Origin of the sequence: Clostridium sp., assembly GCF_050717545.1 — a bacterium.
Lineage (GTDB): Bacteria > Bacillota > Clostridia > Clostridiales > Clostridiaceae > Clostridium_AD.
On sequence record NZ_JBOITN010000024.1, the window covers coordinates 19,287 to 37,887 of the forward strand.

16 protein-coding genes are annotated in these 18,601 nt (G+C 30.2%); 10 read left to right on the plus strand and 6 right to left on the minus strand.

The features are described 5' to 3' along the window. Positions 1-32 precede the first annotated feature (32 nt). Positions 33-1,223 carry a pyridoxal phosphate-dependent aminotransferase gene (locus ACREVX_RS05455; RefSeq protein WP_431543154.1) on the minus strand — a complete coding sequence of 397 codons (1,191 nt, stop codon included), beginning with the start codon at positions 1,221-1,223 and terminating at the stop codon, positions 33-35. Positions 1,224-1,602: 379 nt separating this feature from the next. On the opposite strand from ACREVX_RS05455, the gene ACREVX_RS05460 reads away from it, so the two are divergent. Beyond that, positions 1,603-2,454: a DUF1186 domain-containing protein gene (locus ACREVX_RS05460; RefSeq protein WP_431543155.1), complete on the plus strand. Its 852-nt coding sequence runs from the start codon at positions 1,603-1,605 to the stop codon at positions 2,452-2,454. 94 nt (positions 2,455-2,548) lie between these two features. Here ACREVX_RS05460 and ACREVX_RS05465 read toward each other — a convergent pair whose 3' ends face one another. Both ACREVX_RS05465 and ACREVX_RS05470 read right to left on the minus strand, forming a co-directional pair. After that, positions 2,549-3,421: a cation diffusion facilitator family transporter gene (locus ACREVX_RS05465; protein WP_431543156.1), complete on the minus strand. Its 873-nt coding sequence runs from the start codon at positions 3,419-3,421 to the stop codon at positions 2,549-2,551. A gap of 186 nt (positions 3,422-3,607) precedes the next feature. Then, positions 3,608-4,255 carry a hypothetical protein gene (locus tag ACREVX_RS05470; protein ID WP_431543157.1) on the minus strand — a complete coding sequence of 216 codons (648 nt, stop codon included), beginning with the start codon at positions 4,253-4,255 and terminating at the stop codon, positions 3,608-3,610. A 371-nt stretch (positions 4,256-4,626) separates the two neighbouring features. Between ACREVX_RS05470 and ACREVX_RS05475 the strand changes: the two genes are divergently transcribed. The 4 genes from ACREVX_RS05475 to ACREVX_RS05490 all read left to right on the plus strand — a co-directional run bounded on the left by ACREVX_RS05475 (position 4,627) and on the right by ACREVX_RS05490 (position 10,775). Beyond that, on the plus strand, positions 4,627-4,842 hold the full coding sequence (locus ACREVX_RS05475; RefSeq protein WP_431543158.1) for a CsbD family protein: 216 nt from the start codon (positions 4,627-4,629) through the stop codon (positions 4,840-4,842). 210 nt (positions 4,843-5,052) lie between these two features. Then, positions 5,053-7,839 carry a glycoside hydrolase family 3 protein gene (locus tag ACREVX_RS05480; protein ID WP_431543159.1) on the plus strand — a complete coding sequence of 929 codons (2,787 nt, stop codon included), beginning with the start codon at positions 5,053-5,055 and terminating at the stop codon, positions 7,837-7,839. A gap of 164 nt (positions 7,840-8,003) precedes the next feature. Next, on the plus strand, positions 8,004-8,942 hold the full coding sequence (locus tag ACREVX_RS05485) for a DMT family transporter (RefSeq protein WP_431543160.1): 939 nt from the start codon (positions 8,004-8,006) through the stop codon (positions 8,940-8,942). A gap of 357 nt (positions 8,943-9,299) precedes the next feature. Continuing rightward, entirely contained in the window at positions 9,300-10,775 is a 1,476-nt protein-coding gene (locus tag ACREVX_RS05490) for a 4Fe-4S dicluster domain-containing protein (RefSeq protein WP_431543161.1), read from the plus strand. An 85-nt stretch (positions 10,776-10,860) separates the two neighbouring features. Here the strand turns inward: ACREVX_RS05490 and ACREVX_RS05495 are convergent, their stop codons facing one another. The 3 genes from ACREVX_RS05495 to ACREVX_RS05505 all read right to left on the minus strand — a co-directional run bounded on the left by ACREVX_RS05495 (position 10,861) and on the right by ACREVX_RS05505 (position 14,602). Beyond that, positions 10,861-12,453 carry an ABC transporter permease/substrate-binding protein gene (locus ACREVX_RS05495; protein ID WP_431543162.1) on the minus strand — a complete coding sequence of 531 codons (1,593 nt, stop codon included), beginning with the start codon at positions 12,451-12,453 and terminating at the stop codon, positions 10,861-10,863. Next, positions 12,453-13,580 (minus strand): ABC transporter ATP-binding protein, encoded by a 1,128-nt coding sequence (locus ACREVX_RS05500; protein ID WP_431543163.1) that lies wholly within the window; start codon positions 13,578-13,580, stop codon positions 12,453-12,455. Before ACREVX_RS05500 ends, ACREVX_RS05495 begins: the two co-directional genes overlap by 1 nt. Before the next feature lie 323 nt (positions 13,581-13,903). Next, positions 13,904-14,602 carry a LiaF transmembrane domain-containing protein gene (locus ACREVX_RS05505; protein ID WP_431543164.1) on the minus strand — a complete coding sequence of 233 codons (699 nt, stop codon included), beginning with the start codon at positions 14,600-14,602 and terminating at the stop codon, positions 13,904-13,906. Positions 14,603-14,815: 213 nt separating this feature from the next. On the opposite strand from ACREVX_RS05505, the gene ACREVX_RS05510 reads away from it, so the two are divergent. The 5 genes from ACREVX_RS05510 to ACREVX_RS05530 all read left to right on the plus strand — a co-directional run bounded on the left by ACREVX_RS05510 (position 14,816) and on the right by ACREVX_RS05530 (position 18,598). Then, positions 14,816-15,322 (plus strand): hypothetical protein, encoded by a 507-nt coding sequence (locus ACREVX_RS05510; RefSeq protein WP_431543165.1) that lies wholly within the window; start codon positions 14,816-14,818, stop codon positions 15,320-15,322. Continuing rightward, positions 15,319-15,516 carry a helix-turn-helix transcriptional regulator gene (locus ACREVX_RS05515; protein ID WP_431543166.1) on the plus strand — a complete coding sequence of 66 codons (198 nt, stop codon included), beginning with the start codon at positions 15,319-15,321 and terminating at the stop codon, positions 15,514-15,516. Before ACREVX_RS05510 ends, ACREVX_RS05515 begins: the two co-directional genes overlap by 4 nt. Positions 15,517-15,801: 285 nt before the next feature. Next, positions 15,802-16,281 (plus strand): glutathione peroxidase, encoded by a 480-nt coding sequence (locus ACREVX_RS05520; RefSeq protein ID WP_431543167.1) that lies wholly within the window; start codon positions 15,802-15,804, stop codon positions 16,279-16,281. A 231-nt stretch (positions 16,282-16,512) separates the two neighbouring features. Further along, on the plus strand, positions 16,513-17,895 hold the full coding sequence (locus ACREVX_RS05525; protein WP_431543168.1) for an AAA family ATPase: 1,383 nt from the start codon (positions 16,513-16,515) through the stop codon (positions 17,893-17,895). Beyond that, entirely contained in the window at positions 17,882-18,598 is a 717-nt protein-coding gene (locus tag ACREVX_RS05530) for a hypothetical protein (protein ID WP_431543169.1), read from the plus strand. Before ACREVX_RS05525 ends, ACREVX_RS05530 begins: the two co-directional genes overlap by 14 nt. Positions 18,599-18,601 lie beyond the last annotated feature (3 nt).

Genomic DNA, 18,601 nt, shown 5'->3' on the forward strand with positions numbered 1-18,601 from the left:
TACATAAATTATATAATAGAATATTCTGAATATTATTTAATATTGTATAATTTAGACAATTTATCAAAAGCAGGCAAGGAATTTTGTATTCTCTCAAGGGAGATGCAGTAAGATAACCTAGCATGTCCTGGGCACCCAAATGCTGATCCTCCTACTAGTAATAGGTTAAATTGTTTTGCATCTTCACAGAATTTTTTATCATCTGCTATTGGGGTTCTGATGAATAAATAAAATGCACCTTGTGGTTTTACGCATTTAAAACCTATTTTTACAAGATGGTTGTATAAAACATCCCGATTCTTCTTATATATACTCACATCAACTTCGGCATCAAGGCAGTTTGCAACAACCCTCTGGAAAAGTGAGGGTGCATTTACAAAACCTAGAATCCTGTTGGCTACATTTAATGATGTCATTATATCATTAAAGCCATCCATGTTTGTATTCGCAACTACATACCCTATTCTCTCACCTGGTAGTGACAATGATTTACTATATGAATATCCAATAAATGAATTTTTATAGTAATTTAAAATATATGGTACAGGTACATTATCATAAACTATTTCTCTATATGGTTCGTCAGATATAAGATATATGCTTATTCCAAGTTCCTTTTCTTTTTCATTAAGAACTTTTGTTAAATCTTGTATAACTTTTTCGGAGTAGACAACTCCCGTTGGGTTATTGGGTGAATTGATAATAACAGCTTTTGTTTTGCTATTTATTTTACCTTTTAATAACAACATATCAGGTTCAAATGTATCAATATTGGTAGGTACAACTACAAGCTTTCCATTATAATTATTTACATAGTTTCTGTATTCTCCGAAAAATGGTGAGAATACTATGACTTCCTCTTCAGGGTTTAGTAATGTTTTAAATAAAATATTTAATCCACCAGCTGCGCCACAGGTCATAACTATGTTACTATATGTAATATTTACATTATATTTTTTATTTAAAAATTGGGCTATTTTAGTTCTAACATCCTCATATCCAGAGTTATTCATGTAGCCGTGTAATAGTTTAGGTGCAGTTTGATCTAATATTTTCTTGATTTCAATTTTAATACTTTCAGGTGGTGCAACGTTTGGATTCCCTAAGCTGTAATCATAAACATTTTCTTCACCATAAATATCAGATAATCTTTTACCTTCTTCAAACATAGCTCTAATTATAGAACTAGTAGCTACTAAATCTTTCATTTTGTTAGATATCATTTTAACTCTCCTTTTTATCCATATAGGACTTAATCATAATAATCTTCTTAATAGTATACATCATTTAAGGTTAGTTGTGGGGTTAAGAAATAAAATCGAGGTGTAAATTCAGAACAAAGGAGATAAGGAATATTCCAGATAAAAAAGAAATTAATAATAGAAAACCTAAAAATACATTTAAAACATTATAGGAAATGAAGAAAATAGTGCATAAGGTAATAAAACAAGATATAATAAAGTTGAAACTAGTAATTTAATAAGTTTAGTTATTACATGGAAGCAATAATCTAAGATTATAAAAGGGCAAGAAGATAATGCAACTAATGAAAATCAATCAGTGTAGCGTTTGTTACACTATATAAGAAGGAGTTTTATTACAATGAATAAATTACTTAAAGAAATTGAGTATAATAACGGGGAATTCCCAGAGGCACAATTAAAGGAAATAATAGACCACAAGGAAGAATTTATACCTGATTTACTTGAAATATTAAAAAATGCTAAAGAAAATTATGAAGAAATTTTAGAAAAACAAGATTATTTTGCACATATATATGCAATATTTTTGCTAGCACAGTTTAGAGAAAAGAAAAGTCTTAAGCTAATTATAGATTTAATTAGTATACAAAATGAAATTTCTGATGATATTTTCCGTGAGTACCTTACAGAAGATTTACACAAGATTTTAGCATCAGTTTGTGGCAGAGATACTGAGCCGCTAAAAAGACTAGTGGAAGATAGTAACGTTAATGAATATGTTAGAGGCGCTGCTATTAAAGCTTTTCTTGCACTTTTAGGTGAAGGTGTTATATCTCAAGGAGAAGTTATTGAATACTATAAAAGCTTATTTAATGGAAAACTTGAACGCGAATATTCACAAGTTTGGAATGAGCTTATATACGATTCTTGTGACGCTGATCCTAAAGAGTTATATCACCATATAGTGAAGGCATATGAGGATGAATTGGTAGATGAGGAATGTATCGAACTAGAAGAAGTAGATGATGCTATTAAAATACATGATGTTTCTAAATTTTCTAATTTAAAAGATGAAGGATATTCATTCCTTAACGATACTATAGAGGAGTTAGGATGTTGGTCATGTTTCAAAAAAAATGATGTAAAGACTAAATCTGAATTCATGATAGGAATTAGTAAGATGAAGAAAAGTAAAAATAAAAATAAAACTAAACAGGTTAAATCCACTAAAAAGAAGCAGAGAAAAAAATAATAAGTATCATATCAAATTAGATGTTTAAAGCATATATAATGTTTGGTAGGATATTAAATAAAAAAGTGCGAAGATTATCGCACTTTTTTATATGTTAGATATTAGGATTAACATGTACCATGCAATGTTTAATCCTATTGTCTAAACTTTCGGTAGTGTTATGAACTCTCTCTGCAATATCATGAGCTTGGCAAACTGATAAATTCTTATCGACACATATTTCTACGTCTACATATAATCTATTACCATGAACTCTAGTCTTTAACTCATCTAAGCTTATAACCCCTATAGTTTCTTCAATTTTATTTTTTATATTTTGTATAGTATTTGCATCTGCGCAGTGATCAACTAATTGATTAATAGCTTGTTTGTAAATGTTTATAGCTACTTTGCTTATTATAATACATATTACAAGGGATGCAATTGGGTCGAGTATTGGGTAACCCATTCTAGCTCCTGCGATTCCAATTAATGTCCCAATTGATGAAAATGCATCGGATCTATGATGCCAAGCATCGGCCATAAGTGCGGAGCTATCAATTTTTTTAGCACCCTTAAGAGTATACTTATACATCCACTCTTTTGTTATTATAGAAAGTATAGCCGCGTACAAAGCAATCCTTGTAGGAATTACAGTTGTTCCATTCAAAATACTTTTAATACCATTAAATCCAATTAATAAGGCGGTAATTAATAAGATACTTGCCAGTATTTTAGCCATAACAGGTTCCATTTTCTCATGTCCATATGGATGAGATTCATCAGCCGGTTCCTTAGCAAGTTTTAATCCTATCATTACAGCAATTGTACTTAGAACATCAGAAAGGGAATGTATTCCATCAGCAATCATAGCACCACTTCTACCTATAATACCTGCGAGTAGTTTAACGGCGGATAGTATAATATTAACAAATATTGTTATTTTAGATACCTTTAAACCAATCCTAAATCTTTTTTCATTATTCATCAATACACCTCATTTTTAATTGATAATATAATTTTAGAATTATATCAATAGTATATGATGGTTTCATAGGATTTGTAACACTTTTTATTAGACTAATATTATTATCAATTGAGAATAATATTCATAGATAATACAAATGAAAAATCCTAACTATTCATAAAATACTTATATGAATAGTTAGGATACTTAAGTGAAATATGCTAAACCAATTAGATCTTTTGGACGTCTTTGGTTCCAAAGCAAATCTAAATTAATTTCCCGGCGTTCACCATAAGTTGAGACTGAAATATAATATACATTATCTTTAGCATTAAGATGGAGACCTGTTATAGTCATCCAATGCCAACTATATTCTTTGAACTCCTTTATTGGATGTTTAAGAACTAGGAGGGCAACTGGGAGATCTAGAGATAAAGCTTTATTTATAAAGCTTATAGCGCTCTCGATACTAGCAGACCTATCATCTAAAATATGGGGAGTTAAAGATACACCTCTTGTTATTGAAAAATCCAAAACATTGTCGCAGAATTGCTTAACTGACGTAAGTCCAAAGAATCCTGGTTTCACATACTTTCGAATATCAATCATGTGCTCAGTAAAATCTTTCTTATTTACAATACCCTTGTACGGATATAAAGAATTATATTTATTAGGAAAGGTAATAGACAAATATGCAGTTATATTAGCAGCAACAACAGGACCACAACCGCTAAGTTTATGAAACCTCTTTGGAAACCAGTATTGACTGCCACCATAATAGGAAATATCTGAGTCATATATACAAAATTGGATATCCTCAAGGTGAGTATAGTTAGGGTTAACGAATCCTTCCATGGTTATCACCCCTTTTTATGATTATTAGTTTGGGTTTTAGGTAACTTCATAGCTGAAAAAATTTTATACCTATTATCTAATATACTATAGTTTTTATTAGGTGTAAACAGGGTAAAGATGGCATGTACATAAGATAAAGTATTTTTATTTACTATAGTATATTCACAATTAATAAATGGCTGATACTTTTTATAAAATATTTGCGTTTTATTTTAGTAACTTATAAGAAAAATATGTTTCAAAACGATTAGGGTCTAAGTAAACTTTAAATTGATGATAGAACTAACAATAATTATGCTATTTGTTACACATACTATAATGATTTATAATAAGTATAATTAATTATCATAAAACTGAATGGAGGTGTACAAATGTCAAATTCAAAAGACAAATTTGAAAGTACTAAGGATAAAATTTTGGGAAAAACTAAAGAAAATGTTGGAAAAGCTACTGGTAGCGAAGAAACCGAACTTAATGGCAAGGTTCAGTCGCAAAAGGGAGAGTTAAAAGAGAAGTTTGGTGAAGTCAAAGAGAAAGTTTCTAAAAAAATTAACGATGCTATGGATGGAAATAAAGAGGAAAAATAAGATGAAAATAATTAAGCAACTATTGGTAGAATTTTATCAATAGTTGCTTTTTAACGAAATTCCATTTTTCTAACTTCTTTCATCTCTTTGACATAGTTCATTATTAACTCCTCAATGACAAAATATTTGTATTTTATGATATATATATTATATCATAATTTTTTTATGTGTTATATAATAATCTTATCATATAAGTTGGAGGTAAGCGGAATGAACATAGATAAAATAGGTATTCCATTAAAAGGTTTTGCTGAATTTAGTAGAAAAGTAGCGGCGCAGGGTGCTGTGCTGTTAAAAAATGAAGAACAAAATCTTCCTATTAGGGAAGGGGAGAGCGTTTCTATTTTTGGAAGAACTCAAATTAATTATTATAAAAGTGGAACAGGTTCAGGAGGTAGTGTAAATGTTGAATACACAACCAATCTTCTGGAAGGTCTTCGAAATAAGAAAAAAATACAAGTCAATGAAGAGTTAGCTACTATATATGAGAGATGGATTGAAGAGAATCCATTTGACAATGGTGGAGGTGGATGGGCTGCAGAGCCATGGCACCAAGAGGAAATGCCTTTAACTGATAAATTAGTATCAGAAGCTAGTTATAAATCCAGTAAAGCAATAGTTGTTATTGGACGTACTGCTGGAGAAGATCAGGATAATTCAGATGCACAGGGAAGTTATAAGTTAACGACCCAGGAAAAAGAAATGATTAAGTTAGTAACTAAACACTTTAAACAGGTAGTGGTTGTACTCAATGTATCTAACATCATTGATATGAGTTGGATAAATGATGAAGGTTACCTAAATCCTATTAAGAGTGTTATATATGTATGGCATGGTGGAATGGAAGGTGCTAATGCCGCTGCAGACGTTCTAGTTGGAGATGTTACGCCAAGCGGAAAGCTTACAGATACCATTGCTTATTCTATTAATGATTACCCATCAACAATTAATTATGGTGGGGAGCTTAAGAATTATTATCAGGAAGATATTTATGTAGGCTACCGTTATTTTGAGACGTTTTGCCCGCAGAAGGTTCAGTTTGAGTTTGGCTTCGGTTTATCTTATACAGAGTTTACGATAAATCCTGGACAAGGACGAATTGTTACAAAGGATAGCAAAGAATATTTTGAAGTGGAAGTTAGCGTGAAAAACATTGGAACAAAATATTCAGGTAAAGAAGTAGTTCAAGTCTATTATGAAGCTCCACAAGGAATGTTAGGTAAGGCAGCACGAATACTAGGAGCATTTACTAAAACTAAATTGATGCAGCCAGGAGAAACACAAATTATTGCATTAAGTTTCCCTGTTAATAGCATGGCATCCTATGATGATAGTGGTGTTTCAGGGCATGCTTCTTGTTATGTACTAGAAAGTGGAGAATACAATTTTTACGTAGGAAACAGTGTAAAGAAGATCGAAAAAGTTTTCTTAAGTGAAAAAAACCGTTACTTAGTTGAAACACTTAAGGTAATAAAGCAATTGGAGCAAGCTCTGGCACCAACAGAAGACTTTACTAGAATGAAGCCAGGTATTCGAAATAAAAATGGATCTTATGAAATAACTTATGTAGAGGTACCTAAGCAAACGGAATCATTAGCCAATCGCATTGAGAAAAACCTTCCTCAATCATTATTGAGTACTGGTGATCAAGGATATAAATTAAGAGATGTTTATGATAAAAAAGTGAGTATGGAAACTTTTATTGCTCAATTAACGGATGATCAACTTGCAACTATTGTTAGAGGAGAAGGAATGAGTAGCCCATGGGTTACAACAGGAACTGCCTCAGCTTTTGGAGGCGTAAGTGATGGTTTATTTAATTATGGAATTCCTATTGCCTGCGCAGCAGACGGTCCTTCAGGTATTCGTATGGAATCAGGGCTTAAAGCTACACAAGTTTCAATTGGAACATTACTTGCTGCAACTTGGGATGTAAAGCTTGTGGAAGAACTTTATGTAATGGAAGGCCAGGAATTATTAAGTAATAACATTGATACTCTTTTGGGACCAGGGTTAAATATAAGACGTAGTCCATTAAATGGTCGTAACTTTGAATACTTTTCAGAAGACCCATTTATAACAGGTAGTTTTGCAGTAGCCCAAACTCAAGGAATTATGAGGGGTGGATCTAATGCAACCTTGAAACATTTTGCTTGTAACAATCAGGAAAAAGCACGTTCTTTTGTTGACTCAATTGTTTCTGAACGTGCAACTCGCGAAATCTACTTAAAGGGATTTGAAATGGCAGTTAAACAAGGTGGTGCCAATTCTATTATGACGTCATATAATCCTATTAATGGTCACTGGGCAGCATCCAATTATGATTTAAATACCACAATTCTGCGCAATGAATGGGGATTTAAAGGAATAGTTATGACAGACTGGTGGGCAAAGATGAATGATGTAGTAAAAGGAGGCGTTGGAGACCGCACAAATACAGGATCTATGGTTCGCGCGCAAAATGATTTATATATGGTAGTAAATAATTATGGAGCAGAAATTAATTCTTCAAATGACAATACAATGGAATCCTTAGAAAATGGTTCTTTATCGCGGGGTGAATTACAACGCAGCGCCATGAATATTTGTGGGTTCTTAATGAATGCACCGGTATTCTTCAAAAATCAGGAGTTTACAGAAGTTGTAGAAAAGTTTGAAGCAAGTAGTGATATTTTGAAAGAAAAAGTAGTAGAACTAACTGAAGATGCATTTGTTAAGCCTTCTTTAGAAGAAAGCACCTATTTAAAAGTGTCAAAGGCAGGCATATATCGTATTATTACAAATATTAAGTCGCCTGGAAGTTTCTTAGCTCAAACAGCTTGTAATATTATATTAAACGGAAAAATGGCAGCCATCATTCAAACTAATGGTACAGATAATGAATTGGTTAAATATAAGTTATTGAAAATTGAACTTGAAGAAGGATTATATGAACTTAAAATTGATGTAATAAAGCCAGGAATACAGATTGATTGGATAGAATTTAAACGAGTTTAAATGAAAAGTGCTTTGATAATAGCACAGGAATTATAGAATTTTGGATAAGAGGTATAGCAAGGGTTTGTTATACCTCTTATTTATGGTGTATTATATTTTACTAATACTAATATTTATAATATAATTAGCATAAAAAGATTAGCTTAGAGAGGATTTTGATTATTTTGAAAAACAAAAATATTTTTAAAAGCAAGAAATTCGTTGCAATTGTTGCCACATTCTGTTGTTTATTATGGGGAAGTGCTTATCCTGCAATAAAAAATGGGTACATATTATTTAATATTTCTCCAAGTGATATATCATCAAAACTTGTATTTGCTGGATATAGGTTTGTGATAGCAGGGATCGTCCTTCTTGTTATAGCACAATTGTCTGGGAAAAAAGTATTTAGCATTTCTATTAAAAATATTCAAAATGTATTTTTGCTAGGGATTATTCAAACAGCAATACATTATGTATTTTTTTATGTGGGAGTTTCAAACACTAGCGGCGTAAAAAGTTCTATAATGAATTCTACTGTTGCATTTTTCAGTGTTATATTAGCTCATTATATATATAAAAATGATAAGTTAACTATGCAAAAAATAATTGGTTGCGTTGTAGGATTTATAGGGGTTATGATTGTTAATTTTAGCGCCGACTTATTGAATTTCTCTTTTAGTTTTAATGGAGAAGGGTTTGTGATAATTGCGGCATTTATATTTTCAGTAAGTGCTATTTATGTAAAAAAACTTACCGAAAGTATAGATGTAATGCTGATAACTGGGTATAGCCTTTTTATTGGAGGCACATTATTAACCTTAATTGGTGTTACTTTAGGTGGTAGAGTAAATCATTTCACAATGATTTCATCATCATTGTTAATTTATATGGCACTACTATCAGCAGTAGCTTTTTCATTATGGAATTTACTTTTAAAATATAATAAAGTAAGTCAAGTATCTATTTATAATTTTTTTACACCGATTTTTGGAGCAATACTTTCAGCTATCTTTCTGGGAGAAAACATATTTGAATTTAAGAACGGTATAGCTTTAATGTTAGTATGTGTGGGTATTTGGATGGTTAATAAACAAAAAATCTATATTAAAATTATTAGATAGTCTCTTGCTATTTTAAGGATCAATTTTTAGAATGTTGTTAAAGGCTTTAAATATTATTATGAATAAAAGTGTTAACTTGAAGAAACTTGATAAAATATTAACATAGTGGTACTATCTTACTGTGATAAAATTATTGTTCCAAGAAATATATTAATGACAAACGATATATAGTGGGACAAGCTATCATTTAAGATGGATTTATGAATTAGCTTGTGGTTTATGATAAATTGATGTAATAGTTAATAGTTTTGTTATATGAATTCTAAATGATAGGTAGTAAATAACTTATACTCATTTTTAAAAGGTCTAAATTTGAGGTTTACAACTTACATTACAATAATAGGAGAAGTGATATATTTGAAGCATTTTGATAATGATATACAGCTTATAAAATATGAGGTAATTAGGGAAGTAGTTAAACTTTCTATTAAAGGAACACTCAAAAAAGAGGGTAAAAACTTATTTAAGGTACTTGTTCCAGGACCTAAAGCAAAAACACGTTGTTGTATTCATAAAGAAAGAGCCGTTATTGGAGAACGAATTAAACTTGCAATGGGTGGAAATAAAAAGAATAAAAATATTATTGAAGTAATAAGTACTGCTTGTGATGAATGTCCTATACAACGTTTCACAGTAACAGAAGGATGTAGGGGATGTATAACTCATAAATGTATTCAAGTCTGTCCTGTGGGTGCAATTCATTCTATAAACAGAAGGTCTTATATTGACCCAAATAAATGTATAGAATGTGGAAAATGCAAAGCTGCGTGCCCGTACAATGCGATTTCTGATGTTATGAGACCTTGTCGTAGAGCATGCAATGCAGGTGCCTTAAGTTTTGATGAAGATAAAAAGGCAGTAATTGATGATGAAAAATGTACACAATGTGGTGCTTGTGTGTATCAATGTCCTTTTGGTGCGATTATGGACAAATCATCAGTTGTAGATGTTACTAATTTATTAGAAAAATCTAAAAAAGATGAAAGTATACATGTATATGCTGTATATGCACCTGCAATTGCTAGCCAATTTACATATGCTAAAATTGGTCAAGTAGTTTCAGGTATAAAGAAAATGGGTTTTGTTGACGTAATAGAAGTTGCACTTGGTGCAGATATGGTAGTTCAAAATGAAACAAAAGAATTTATAGAAACAATTGAAGAGCTTAAAACGATGACAAGCTCTTGTTGCCCTGCTTTTGTTTCATACATCAAAAAGAATTATCCAGAACTCGGTAAACATGTTTCAAGTACAGTTTCACCGATGATTGCAATCTCTAAACTTATTAAAAAAACAGATCCAACATCTAAAGTTGTATTTATAGGACCTTGTACTGCTAAAAAAATGGAAATAAAACAAGAAGATTTAAAGGGAATTACTGATTATGTATTGACTTTTGAAGAACTTCAAGCAATGCTTGATGCTTATGAAATAGATATTTCAGAGTGTGAGGATCTTCCATTAAATAATGCATCTTATTACGGAAGAATTTTTGCAAGATCTGGTGGACTTACAGAGGCAGTAAAACACTTAGTTGATGAGCAAAATGTAAATGTAGAATTAAAGCCTATAAGTTGCGATGGTCTTATTGAGTGTGATAAAGCGTTGAAATTATTGAAATTCAATAGATCAGCCGGTAATTTTATAGAAGGAATGGCCTGTAGTGGGGGATGTATAGGGGGTGCAACTGCTCTTCACCATACTCCAAAAGACAAAAATGAAGTAAATAAATATGGAAAGTTAGCAATGGAAGAAAATGCTATTGAAACACTTAGAGTAATAAAGGTTCAGGAAGTTGATATGCACCGTGGTAAAGACTTTATGACTAAATAAATTGAAATTTATGTTTTAAAAATAAGAAGAGATATAGCAAAATTTTGCTATATCTCTTCTTATTTAATTAACTATGCAAAAATAATTATTTTATTAATTTATTTTCTTTTAAAAATTCTTCTGCAACTATCGTTGGCTCTTCTCCAAGTTTATCAACTTTATAATTCAAGTCTGTCATTTTCTCAACTGATATTTTGCCACCCAATTTATTAATTAAATCCTTGAGTTCTGGATGATTTTTGAGAGTTTTACTACTAATTATTGGCACACAATCATAATTTGGGAAGAAATGTTTATCATCCTTTAACATCTTAAGTTTATATGATTTTAACAATCCTTCTGTCATAAATGCATCTATAACATCTACTTTTTTATTGCCTATAGCTGAATATCTAAGACCTCCATCAATTGAACTAAAGCTTTTAAATTTAAAGTTATATGTCTTAATTATTCCTGGATAACCATCTGCTCTATTACAAAATTCTAATGTAGCACCGAGTGTAAGCTTACTGCCTACTTTTGCAAGATCTGAAATGGTCTCAAGATTATACTTTTTGGCTGTGTCTTGTCTTACAGATAATGTGTAAGTATCATTGAAACCAAAAGGTTTTAGCCAAGTTATACCATAGTTTTTGATGTAATAATCACTTACAACTTTATATGCTTTATCTGGGTCATTAATTGGTGCTTTCTTCATAATACCAACTAAACTCATTCCGGTATATTCAGGATAAATATCTATTTCACCAGTTTTTAACGCAGTATATGCAAGGCCTGAACCTCCTAAATTTAATTTTTGTTCTACTTTTAGATTTGTATTTTTTTCTATTAACGTTGCAATCATGTTACCGAGTATTATCTGTTCAGAACTGTTGTAGCTACCTACCACAATTGGGTCACTTTTTTTACTGTACATGTATGTGCCGCCAGCTATTAATATAATGGCTAAACTGCTAGCTATGATTTTTTGTGTTTTATTAAATTTATGTTTTTTTCTCTTAGACAATTTAATTGTTCCATCTGCTTTTCTAATTCCTGGAGGTGTTACCCCTTGTTCAATTTTCTCTACAATGGAATCCATTAATAGTGCTAGTAAACATGCAGGAATTGCTCCGGCTAGAATCATATTATTATCTACAGTTTGCACTCCTGAGAATACCATATATCCTAGTCCACCTGCACCAATAAATGCCGCAATTGTCATAAGTCCCACAGCAGTAACTGCTGATATTCTTATACCAGTCATAATTACTGGGAATGCAAGGGGTAATTGAACCAGATTAAGGACTTGTTTATTAGTCATGCCCATTCCCTTAGATGACTCAATTACATCCGGATTTATATTCATAAGTCCGGTATAGGTATTTTTTATAATAGGAAGTAGTGAATATAAAAACACCATAAGTATTGCTGGTGCACTACCTATTCCCATGAGTGGTATTAAAAATCCTAATAAAGCTAAACTTGGTACCGCTTGTATTAAATTCGCAACGCCTATAACTGGTCCAGCGAGCTTCTTAACTCTAGATATTAATATACCTAATGGAATACCAACAATAATTGCAATAACTACAGCAAATACCGTGAGTTCAATGTGTTGAAGTGTTAAATCTAATATCTCTGAATGTCTTGAAATTACAAAATCTTTAAAACTAACTATTGAATGTATTATACCCATTACGCCTCATCCTCCTGGTCAATATACTGATTGCTTAAAACAATTAATAAGCTACTTTCAGTAATTAGACCAACTAATTTTGAAGTATTGTCTACAACTGGAACATATCCAATTTTAAGCTCATTCATTAGATTTAAAATGTCTACTAAAGAATCTTCTATATTAACAGTTTTAATTTTTGTTCCCATAATAGTATTTACTTTTAGAGAACCTTTGTAGTTTCTTATAATGTCTTTTATAGTAATGATTCCTTCAAGTTCATCTTGTTTATTAATAATTAATAAACTGTCCACTTTGTTTGCCTTCATGATTTCTAAAGCTTGGACTACTGTTCTGTTACCACTAGTTGTAATTGGCTCTGTAATCATAATATCCTTAGCTTTTATAAAGCCTGGCTGCTGCCATATTCTGTTTTTACCTATAAATTCTTCAACGAAAGAATCAGCAGGATTATTTAAAATTTCTTCTGGAGTATCAAATTGAACGATACTTCCACCCTTCATAATACAAATTCTATCACCAAGTTTAAGTGCTTCATCCATATCATGAGTTACAAAAATAATTGTTTTTTTATACTCTTGCTGAAGATTAAATAATTCATCTTGAAGTTGATTTCTAGTAATTGGGTCTAAAGCACTGAAGGGCTCGTCCATAAGAATAATATCAGGATTTGTTGCAAACGCTCTAGCTACACCAATCCTTTGTTGTTGACCTCCGCTTAATTCACAAGGATATCTGTCTATGTATAATTTAGGATCCATATGGACCATTTCTAAAAGTTCAATTGTCCTTGTATGTATTTGATCTTCAGTCCATTTTTCAAGTCTTGGAATTATTCCAACATTTTCGCCTACAGTCATATGGGGTAAAAGTCCTGTTTGCTGTATGACATATCCCATATTACGTCTAAGTTTAATTGTATCTTCCTTTAATATGTCTTTACCATTTAAGTATATGTTACCTGAAGTTGGCGAAATTAGTTTGTTAATCATTTTTAATGATGTGGTTTTACCACAACCACTTTGGCCTACGATAACAACAAATTCCCCTTTGTTAACGGTAAAACTAATATCTTTAATTACTGCCTGGTTTTTGAAAGTTTTGTGTATGTTCTTGAACTCTAACATGTGATCTCTCCTCAATAATTAATCAGAAGTTAGCTAATTTATATTAATTAGAACTAACAACCTACATGATATCATAGGCATGTCTGTTTGGAAAACACCATAAACTATGAACAAAAGTGGCAGGTCTATCAATAGAAGGCTATAGGTGATATAGGTATAAAAATGAAACATATGCTAGATAATGGTACCATTATTGGCAATTTGGCGATTTATAGGTGTCGAATATAGAATATTTATGGGTAATTTGATTTTTAAATATATATAGCAAGAGCATCCATAATTGGATGCTCTTGCTTTTATGAAAATAATAATTTGAATATTAATTAATTACGATGATCTGAGTTTTTTATATCTACCCCACCAAAAGCCACAAAGCAATGCAGAGTTAAAACGGGTGCGTCTGCGTTAACATAGTTTTTGTTGTAAGTTTTATTTGACCATCCTCCAAAGATGGGAATGCCTTTTACTACAACAATCCAATCTATTGGAACTATTATATTAATCCCACCAAAAGCGGATGTTATATCTATATTTGCACCTTCATTTGTAAGAGAAGCATTGCTTAAATCCATATCAATTCCACCGAAAATTGCAACAAGGTTACCACCACTAAAGTTTTTAGAGGTATTCCTAGTTTTTACACCTGAAAAAAGGGCTAAATTGTCTACTACATCTTGATTAATTTCTCTTTTAATGAATTCATGATTTGTTTTTCTGAAAGTTTTAGGAAATAACATTGACACACCGATAGCTATAATTATGGCAGGCCAAAAAAATCTCATTAGATTAAAACTAAAAATGTTGAGCTCTCGTATTTGAAAGAAAACACCGATGGCAATGAATGTAATACCAGAAGTTTTAGAAGCAGAATTCCTACTCAACTTACTTAATCCAGTTCCTATTAATATAAGTGGCCACCATGTTGCTAATATGTTACCAAAATTCCAAAGTCCTAGTTGATCAAATACCACTCCAAGGCCAACTAATATAAATATGATACCTAAATTAAAATTATTTCTCAAAACAATTCCCCCTAAAATATTCTTTATAATTATTTAAATATAATTAATAGCAGACTTAATTAATTATATGCGTATTATTATACTATAATATGATAGTAATAAATTTTATAATATTTAAATCTTTCAGAATGTAAAGAACTATTGATATTTTAACAAATAATGGTATAGTTAAATGTAAAGAAGGTTTAACATTTAAGGGGGATGAGATATAAAATGTTTATAAAAAAAGATGAACGGGACCAGACAGTTAATCGTATAACAATGCGGTATACTTGTTTTTTTCAAACTATATTAATAGTTGCTTTGTTCATAATATTTACTGTGAATAAGGATTTAAGGCTACTACCGCCATTTATAATATTTAATTATCCCATTTATATTTCCGTGAGCCCAGCAGTAGAATTTATAGCTATATCACAATATATAGTTGTATTTGTTTCCCAGGCAATATTAAATAAACGCTTCGGAGGACCAACCAAACCAATAGTTTCTGAAAATAATAAGATGAGATTTATGGATGAGAGGGAACGTATGGTTTCTGACAAAGCTGTGAAGGTATCTTTTATTTTTTCCAATGTGGTTTTAATCACGTGGAGTATTATCCAGTTTTCTTTAAGTGGTAAATTAGATTTAACGCTTTCAATAATCTTTTTAGAAATAATTTTTTACAATATAATGAAGATAATACTACTTCACCATTATGGAGAGAATATATCATGAAAAATCGGGTAAAAGAATTCCGTAAGCAATTTCAATTAACTCAGGAAGAACTGGCATATAAATTAGGGGTTACTAGACAGACGATAATAGCTGTAGAAAATGATAAATATAATCCGACTTTAGAACTCGCGATGAGGCTATCAAGATATTTAAATACAACAATAGAAGAATTATTTGAATTACCTGAAAAATAATATTTATATAACAGTTGCCTTTAACATAACTAGAAATTGTAATTGTTAAGGCCATAATATGAAACCAATAGTAGCGGATGTTGTTTTTTTCAATTTAGTGACCCAGTAGCTATAGATAAGGCTTGCAGATAAAATTTAGATTGACAATGAATAAAAATAAATATACAATTAAATTTAGTAAAATTAAGTTTAATATAATTAAGTTTAATAAAATTGAACGAGTTCGAAAAAGTAAATTTGTTAAATTAGTATAATATATAGTATAAAAGTGGAGGGAGCAAAAACATGGGATTTTATGATTTTTCAGCAAAAGAAATGGATGGTAAAGATATAAAAATGGAAACTTATAAGGGTAAAGTAGTTTTAGTTGTAAACACTGCAAGTAAATGTGGGTTAACACCTCAATTTGCAGGGCTTGAAGAGTTATATGAGGAATATAATGAAAAAGGTTTGGAAATTTTAGGGTTTCCATGCAACCAATTTGCAAAACAAGACTCAGGAAGTAATGAAGAAATAAATAATTTTTGTCTATTAAATTATGGAGTTAGTTTTACAATGTTTGAAAAAATAGAAGTAAATGGTTCAAATGCGCATCCATTATATAAATATTTAAAAAGTGAAGCAAAGGGCTTAATAAGTAAGGAAATAAAATGGAACTTTACTAAATTCCTAATAGACTCTGCTGGAAATGTAATTAAAAGATATGGACCAACAACTAATCCATTAAATATAAAAGGGGATATAGAAGCTCTGCTAAAAAAATAAAGGTCAAAAATTAAAGTAAGTTATAACATGTAAGGCTCCTCTTTTGAGGAGCTTTTTATGTTTAAAAAGGGATAATGATTAGTAAGAATCATGGCCATGAATAATATTATTAAATTGTGATATAATATATATAAATAGTAATAAAGAAACAATTTGTATCAATTTAATTAAAAAAAATAATAATAATAATAGAGTTAATATATAATTTGTGTATATGGGAGATGAATGTGTATGGCGGAAACAATTATAAGAATACAAAGCATTGAACTTGAGGGTTTTAAAAATATTCAAAAGGGAACTATTGATCTACTAAGTTATCGACAAAAAAACTATTATACTGGTAATGCTGATATAGTTGGTATTTATGGACAAAATGGTTCAGGTAAAACAACTATAATAGACGCATTTAGACTGTTTAAAATAATATCCAGTGGTGAAAAGTTACCTGATGATATTAAAAATTATATACACGAACTAGAAGAAAAAGCAATATTGAAATTTGTTTTTTATGTTGAAAAAAAAGACATAAAGTTTTTAGTGTATTATGAATTTGGTTTAAGGAGAAAAGATGATGGAGCCCAGTTATATAATGAGAAAATAAGTTATTCTCAAGTTAGTGAAGATAAGAAAAAAAGAAAAATTGATATAATAGAATATGTTGTAGATTCAACCAATGCTTCTATTTTACCAAAAATACGGTACAATGAACTAACAAGGAATAATAAAGAAAATGAATTTAATCTTGAAGTTTGTAAAAGACTATCAATAAAGGAGAAAACCTCCTTTATATTTAATGATAGTTTAGAAGAAATCTTTAAAAATAATTCTACAAATCTTGATTATTATTATATTATTAATGCCATAAAACGTTTTGCTAGAGTAAATTTATTTGTGATAACAAATGAACATTCAGCGTCTATTAGCTTAAATTTTATGCCATTAAGTTTTAGAATGGAAAATAGTGAGGGCGTAACAAGTGGTGATATAGCAATTAATTTATTAGGAACATCTAATATAGATAAAAAAAGTTATGATATAGCGGTCTTAATTATAAAACAATTAAATGTTGTATTAAGCACTATCATTCCAAATTTACAATTAGAGATTAATAATTTAGGAAATGAAATATCTAAAACTGGAGAGGAAATGATTATAATACAACTGCTTTCTATTAAAAAGGAAATAAAAATTCCTCTTAAATATGAATCAGAAGGTATAAAAAAGATAATTTCTATTTTAAGTACATTAATTTCTATGTTTAATAATCCCTCAATTTGTTTAATTGTTGATGAACTAGATTCTGGTATATTCGAGTATTTATTAGGTGAATTATTAAAAATAATTGAGCAAGAAGGAAAAGGTCAGTTTATATTTACGTCACATAATCTACGAGCACTCGAGATGCTTCAGAAAGAGTCATTGGTGTTTAGTACAACAAATCCACAAAATAGGTTTATAAGAATAACTAACGTAAAAACTAACAACAATCTTAGAAATGTATATCTACGTGGGGTGGACCTAGGTGGACTTAATGAGTGTGTTTATGAGGAAACCAATAGTTTTGAGATTGCTCATGCCTTTAGAAAAGCAGGTGAGGTTTTTGGGAAAAAGTAAGAAAATAGTCTTATTTATAGTTGAGGGAGTTACAGATAAAAATTCATTAGCTTTAATATTATCTAAGATAATTGAAAAAGATAAAATTGTAAGATTCAAGATTATTAATGGTGACATGACCGCTGAAAATGGAGTTAATGCCAGCAATATACTAACTAAGATTACGAATTATATAAAAGATTTTATAACTTGCGATGTCTATAAAAAAAGTGATATTTTAAATGTAATTCATTTAGTAGATATGGATGGTGCATACATTAAGGATGATTTAATATTGCAAAAAAATCATGAAAACAGTAAAAGCGATGATAGTATTGAGTACAGTACTGAGAATATATATGCTAAAAATATTGAAAATATAAAAAGTCGTAATAAACAAAAATCTCAGATACTTAGCAAATTAGCAGCCACCGATACTGTGTATGGTAATTTGTCCTATGGAATATACTTTTTTTCTTCTAATTTAGAGCATGTAATGCATAATAGGCAGTGTGTATTATCACATGAAAAAAGAAAATATGCACACATGTTTGAAGATAAGTTTGCCCAAAGTCCACTTGCTTTTGTTGAATTTATGAATGACTCAGAATTTGCACTAACTGGTGACTATGATGATACCTGGGATTTTATAAAAAAGGATGTTAATTCTTTAAAACGATATACTAATTTTAATTTATATCTAAATACAATAAAAACAGAATAAATA

Bases quoted from the DNA above. Each gene is read 5' to 3' on its own strand.
- ACREVX_RS05520 (WP_431543167.1), top strand. From the start codon at position 15,802: ATGGGATTTTATGATTTTTCAGCAAAAGAAATGGATGGTAAAGATATA.
- ACREVX_RS05480 (WP_431543159.1), top strand. From the start codon at position 5,053: ATGAACATAGATAAAATAGGTATTCCATTAAAAGGTTTTGCTGAATTT.
- ACREVX_RS05455 (WP_431543154.1), bottom strand. From the start codon at position 1,223: ATGATATCTAACAAAATGAAAGATTTAGTAGCTACTAGTTCTATAATT.
- ACREVX_RS05510 (WP_431543165.1), top strand. From the start codon at position 14,816: ATGTTTATAAAAAAAGATGAACGGGACCAGACAGTTAATCGTATAACA.
- ACREVX_RS05470 (WP_431543157.1), bottom strand. From the start codon at position 4,255: ATGGAAGGATTCGTTAACCCTAACTATACTCACCTTGAGGATATCCAA.
- ACREVX_RS05525 (WP_431543168.1), top strand. From the start codon at position 16,513: ATGGCGGAAACAATTATAAGAATACAAAGCATTGAACTTGAGGGTTTT.
- ACREVX_RS05500 (WP_431543163.1), bottom strand. From the start codon at position 13,580: ATGTTAGAGTTCAAGAACATACACAAAACTTTCAAAAACCAGGCAGTA.
- ACREVX_RS05475 (WP_431543158.1), top strand. From the start codon at position 4,627: ATGTCAAATTCAAAAGACAAATTTGAAAGTACTAAGGATAAAATTTTG.
- ACREVX_RS05460 (WP_431543155.1), top strand. From the start codon at position 1,603: ATGAATAAATTACTTAAAGAAATTGAGTATAATAACGGGGAATTCCCA.
- ACREVX_RS05465 (WP_431543156.1), bottom strand. From the start codon at position 3,421: ATGAATAATGAAAAAAGATTTAGGATTGGTTTAAAGGTATCTAAAATA.
- ACREVX_RS05495 (WP_431543162.1), bottom strand. From the start codon at position 12,453: ATGGGTATAATACATTCAATAGTTAGTTTTAAAGATTTTGTAATTTCA.
- ACREVX_RS05515 (WP_431543166.1), top strand. From the start codon at position 15,319: ATGAAAAATCGGGTAAAAGAATTCCGTAAGCAATTTCAATTAACTCAG.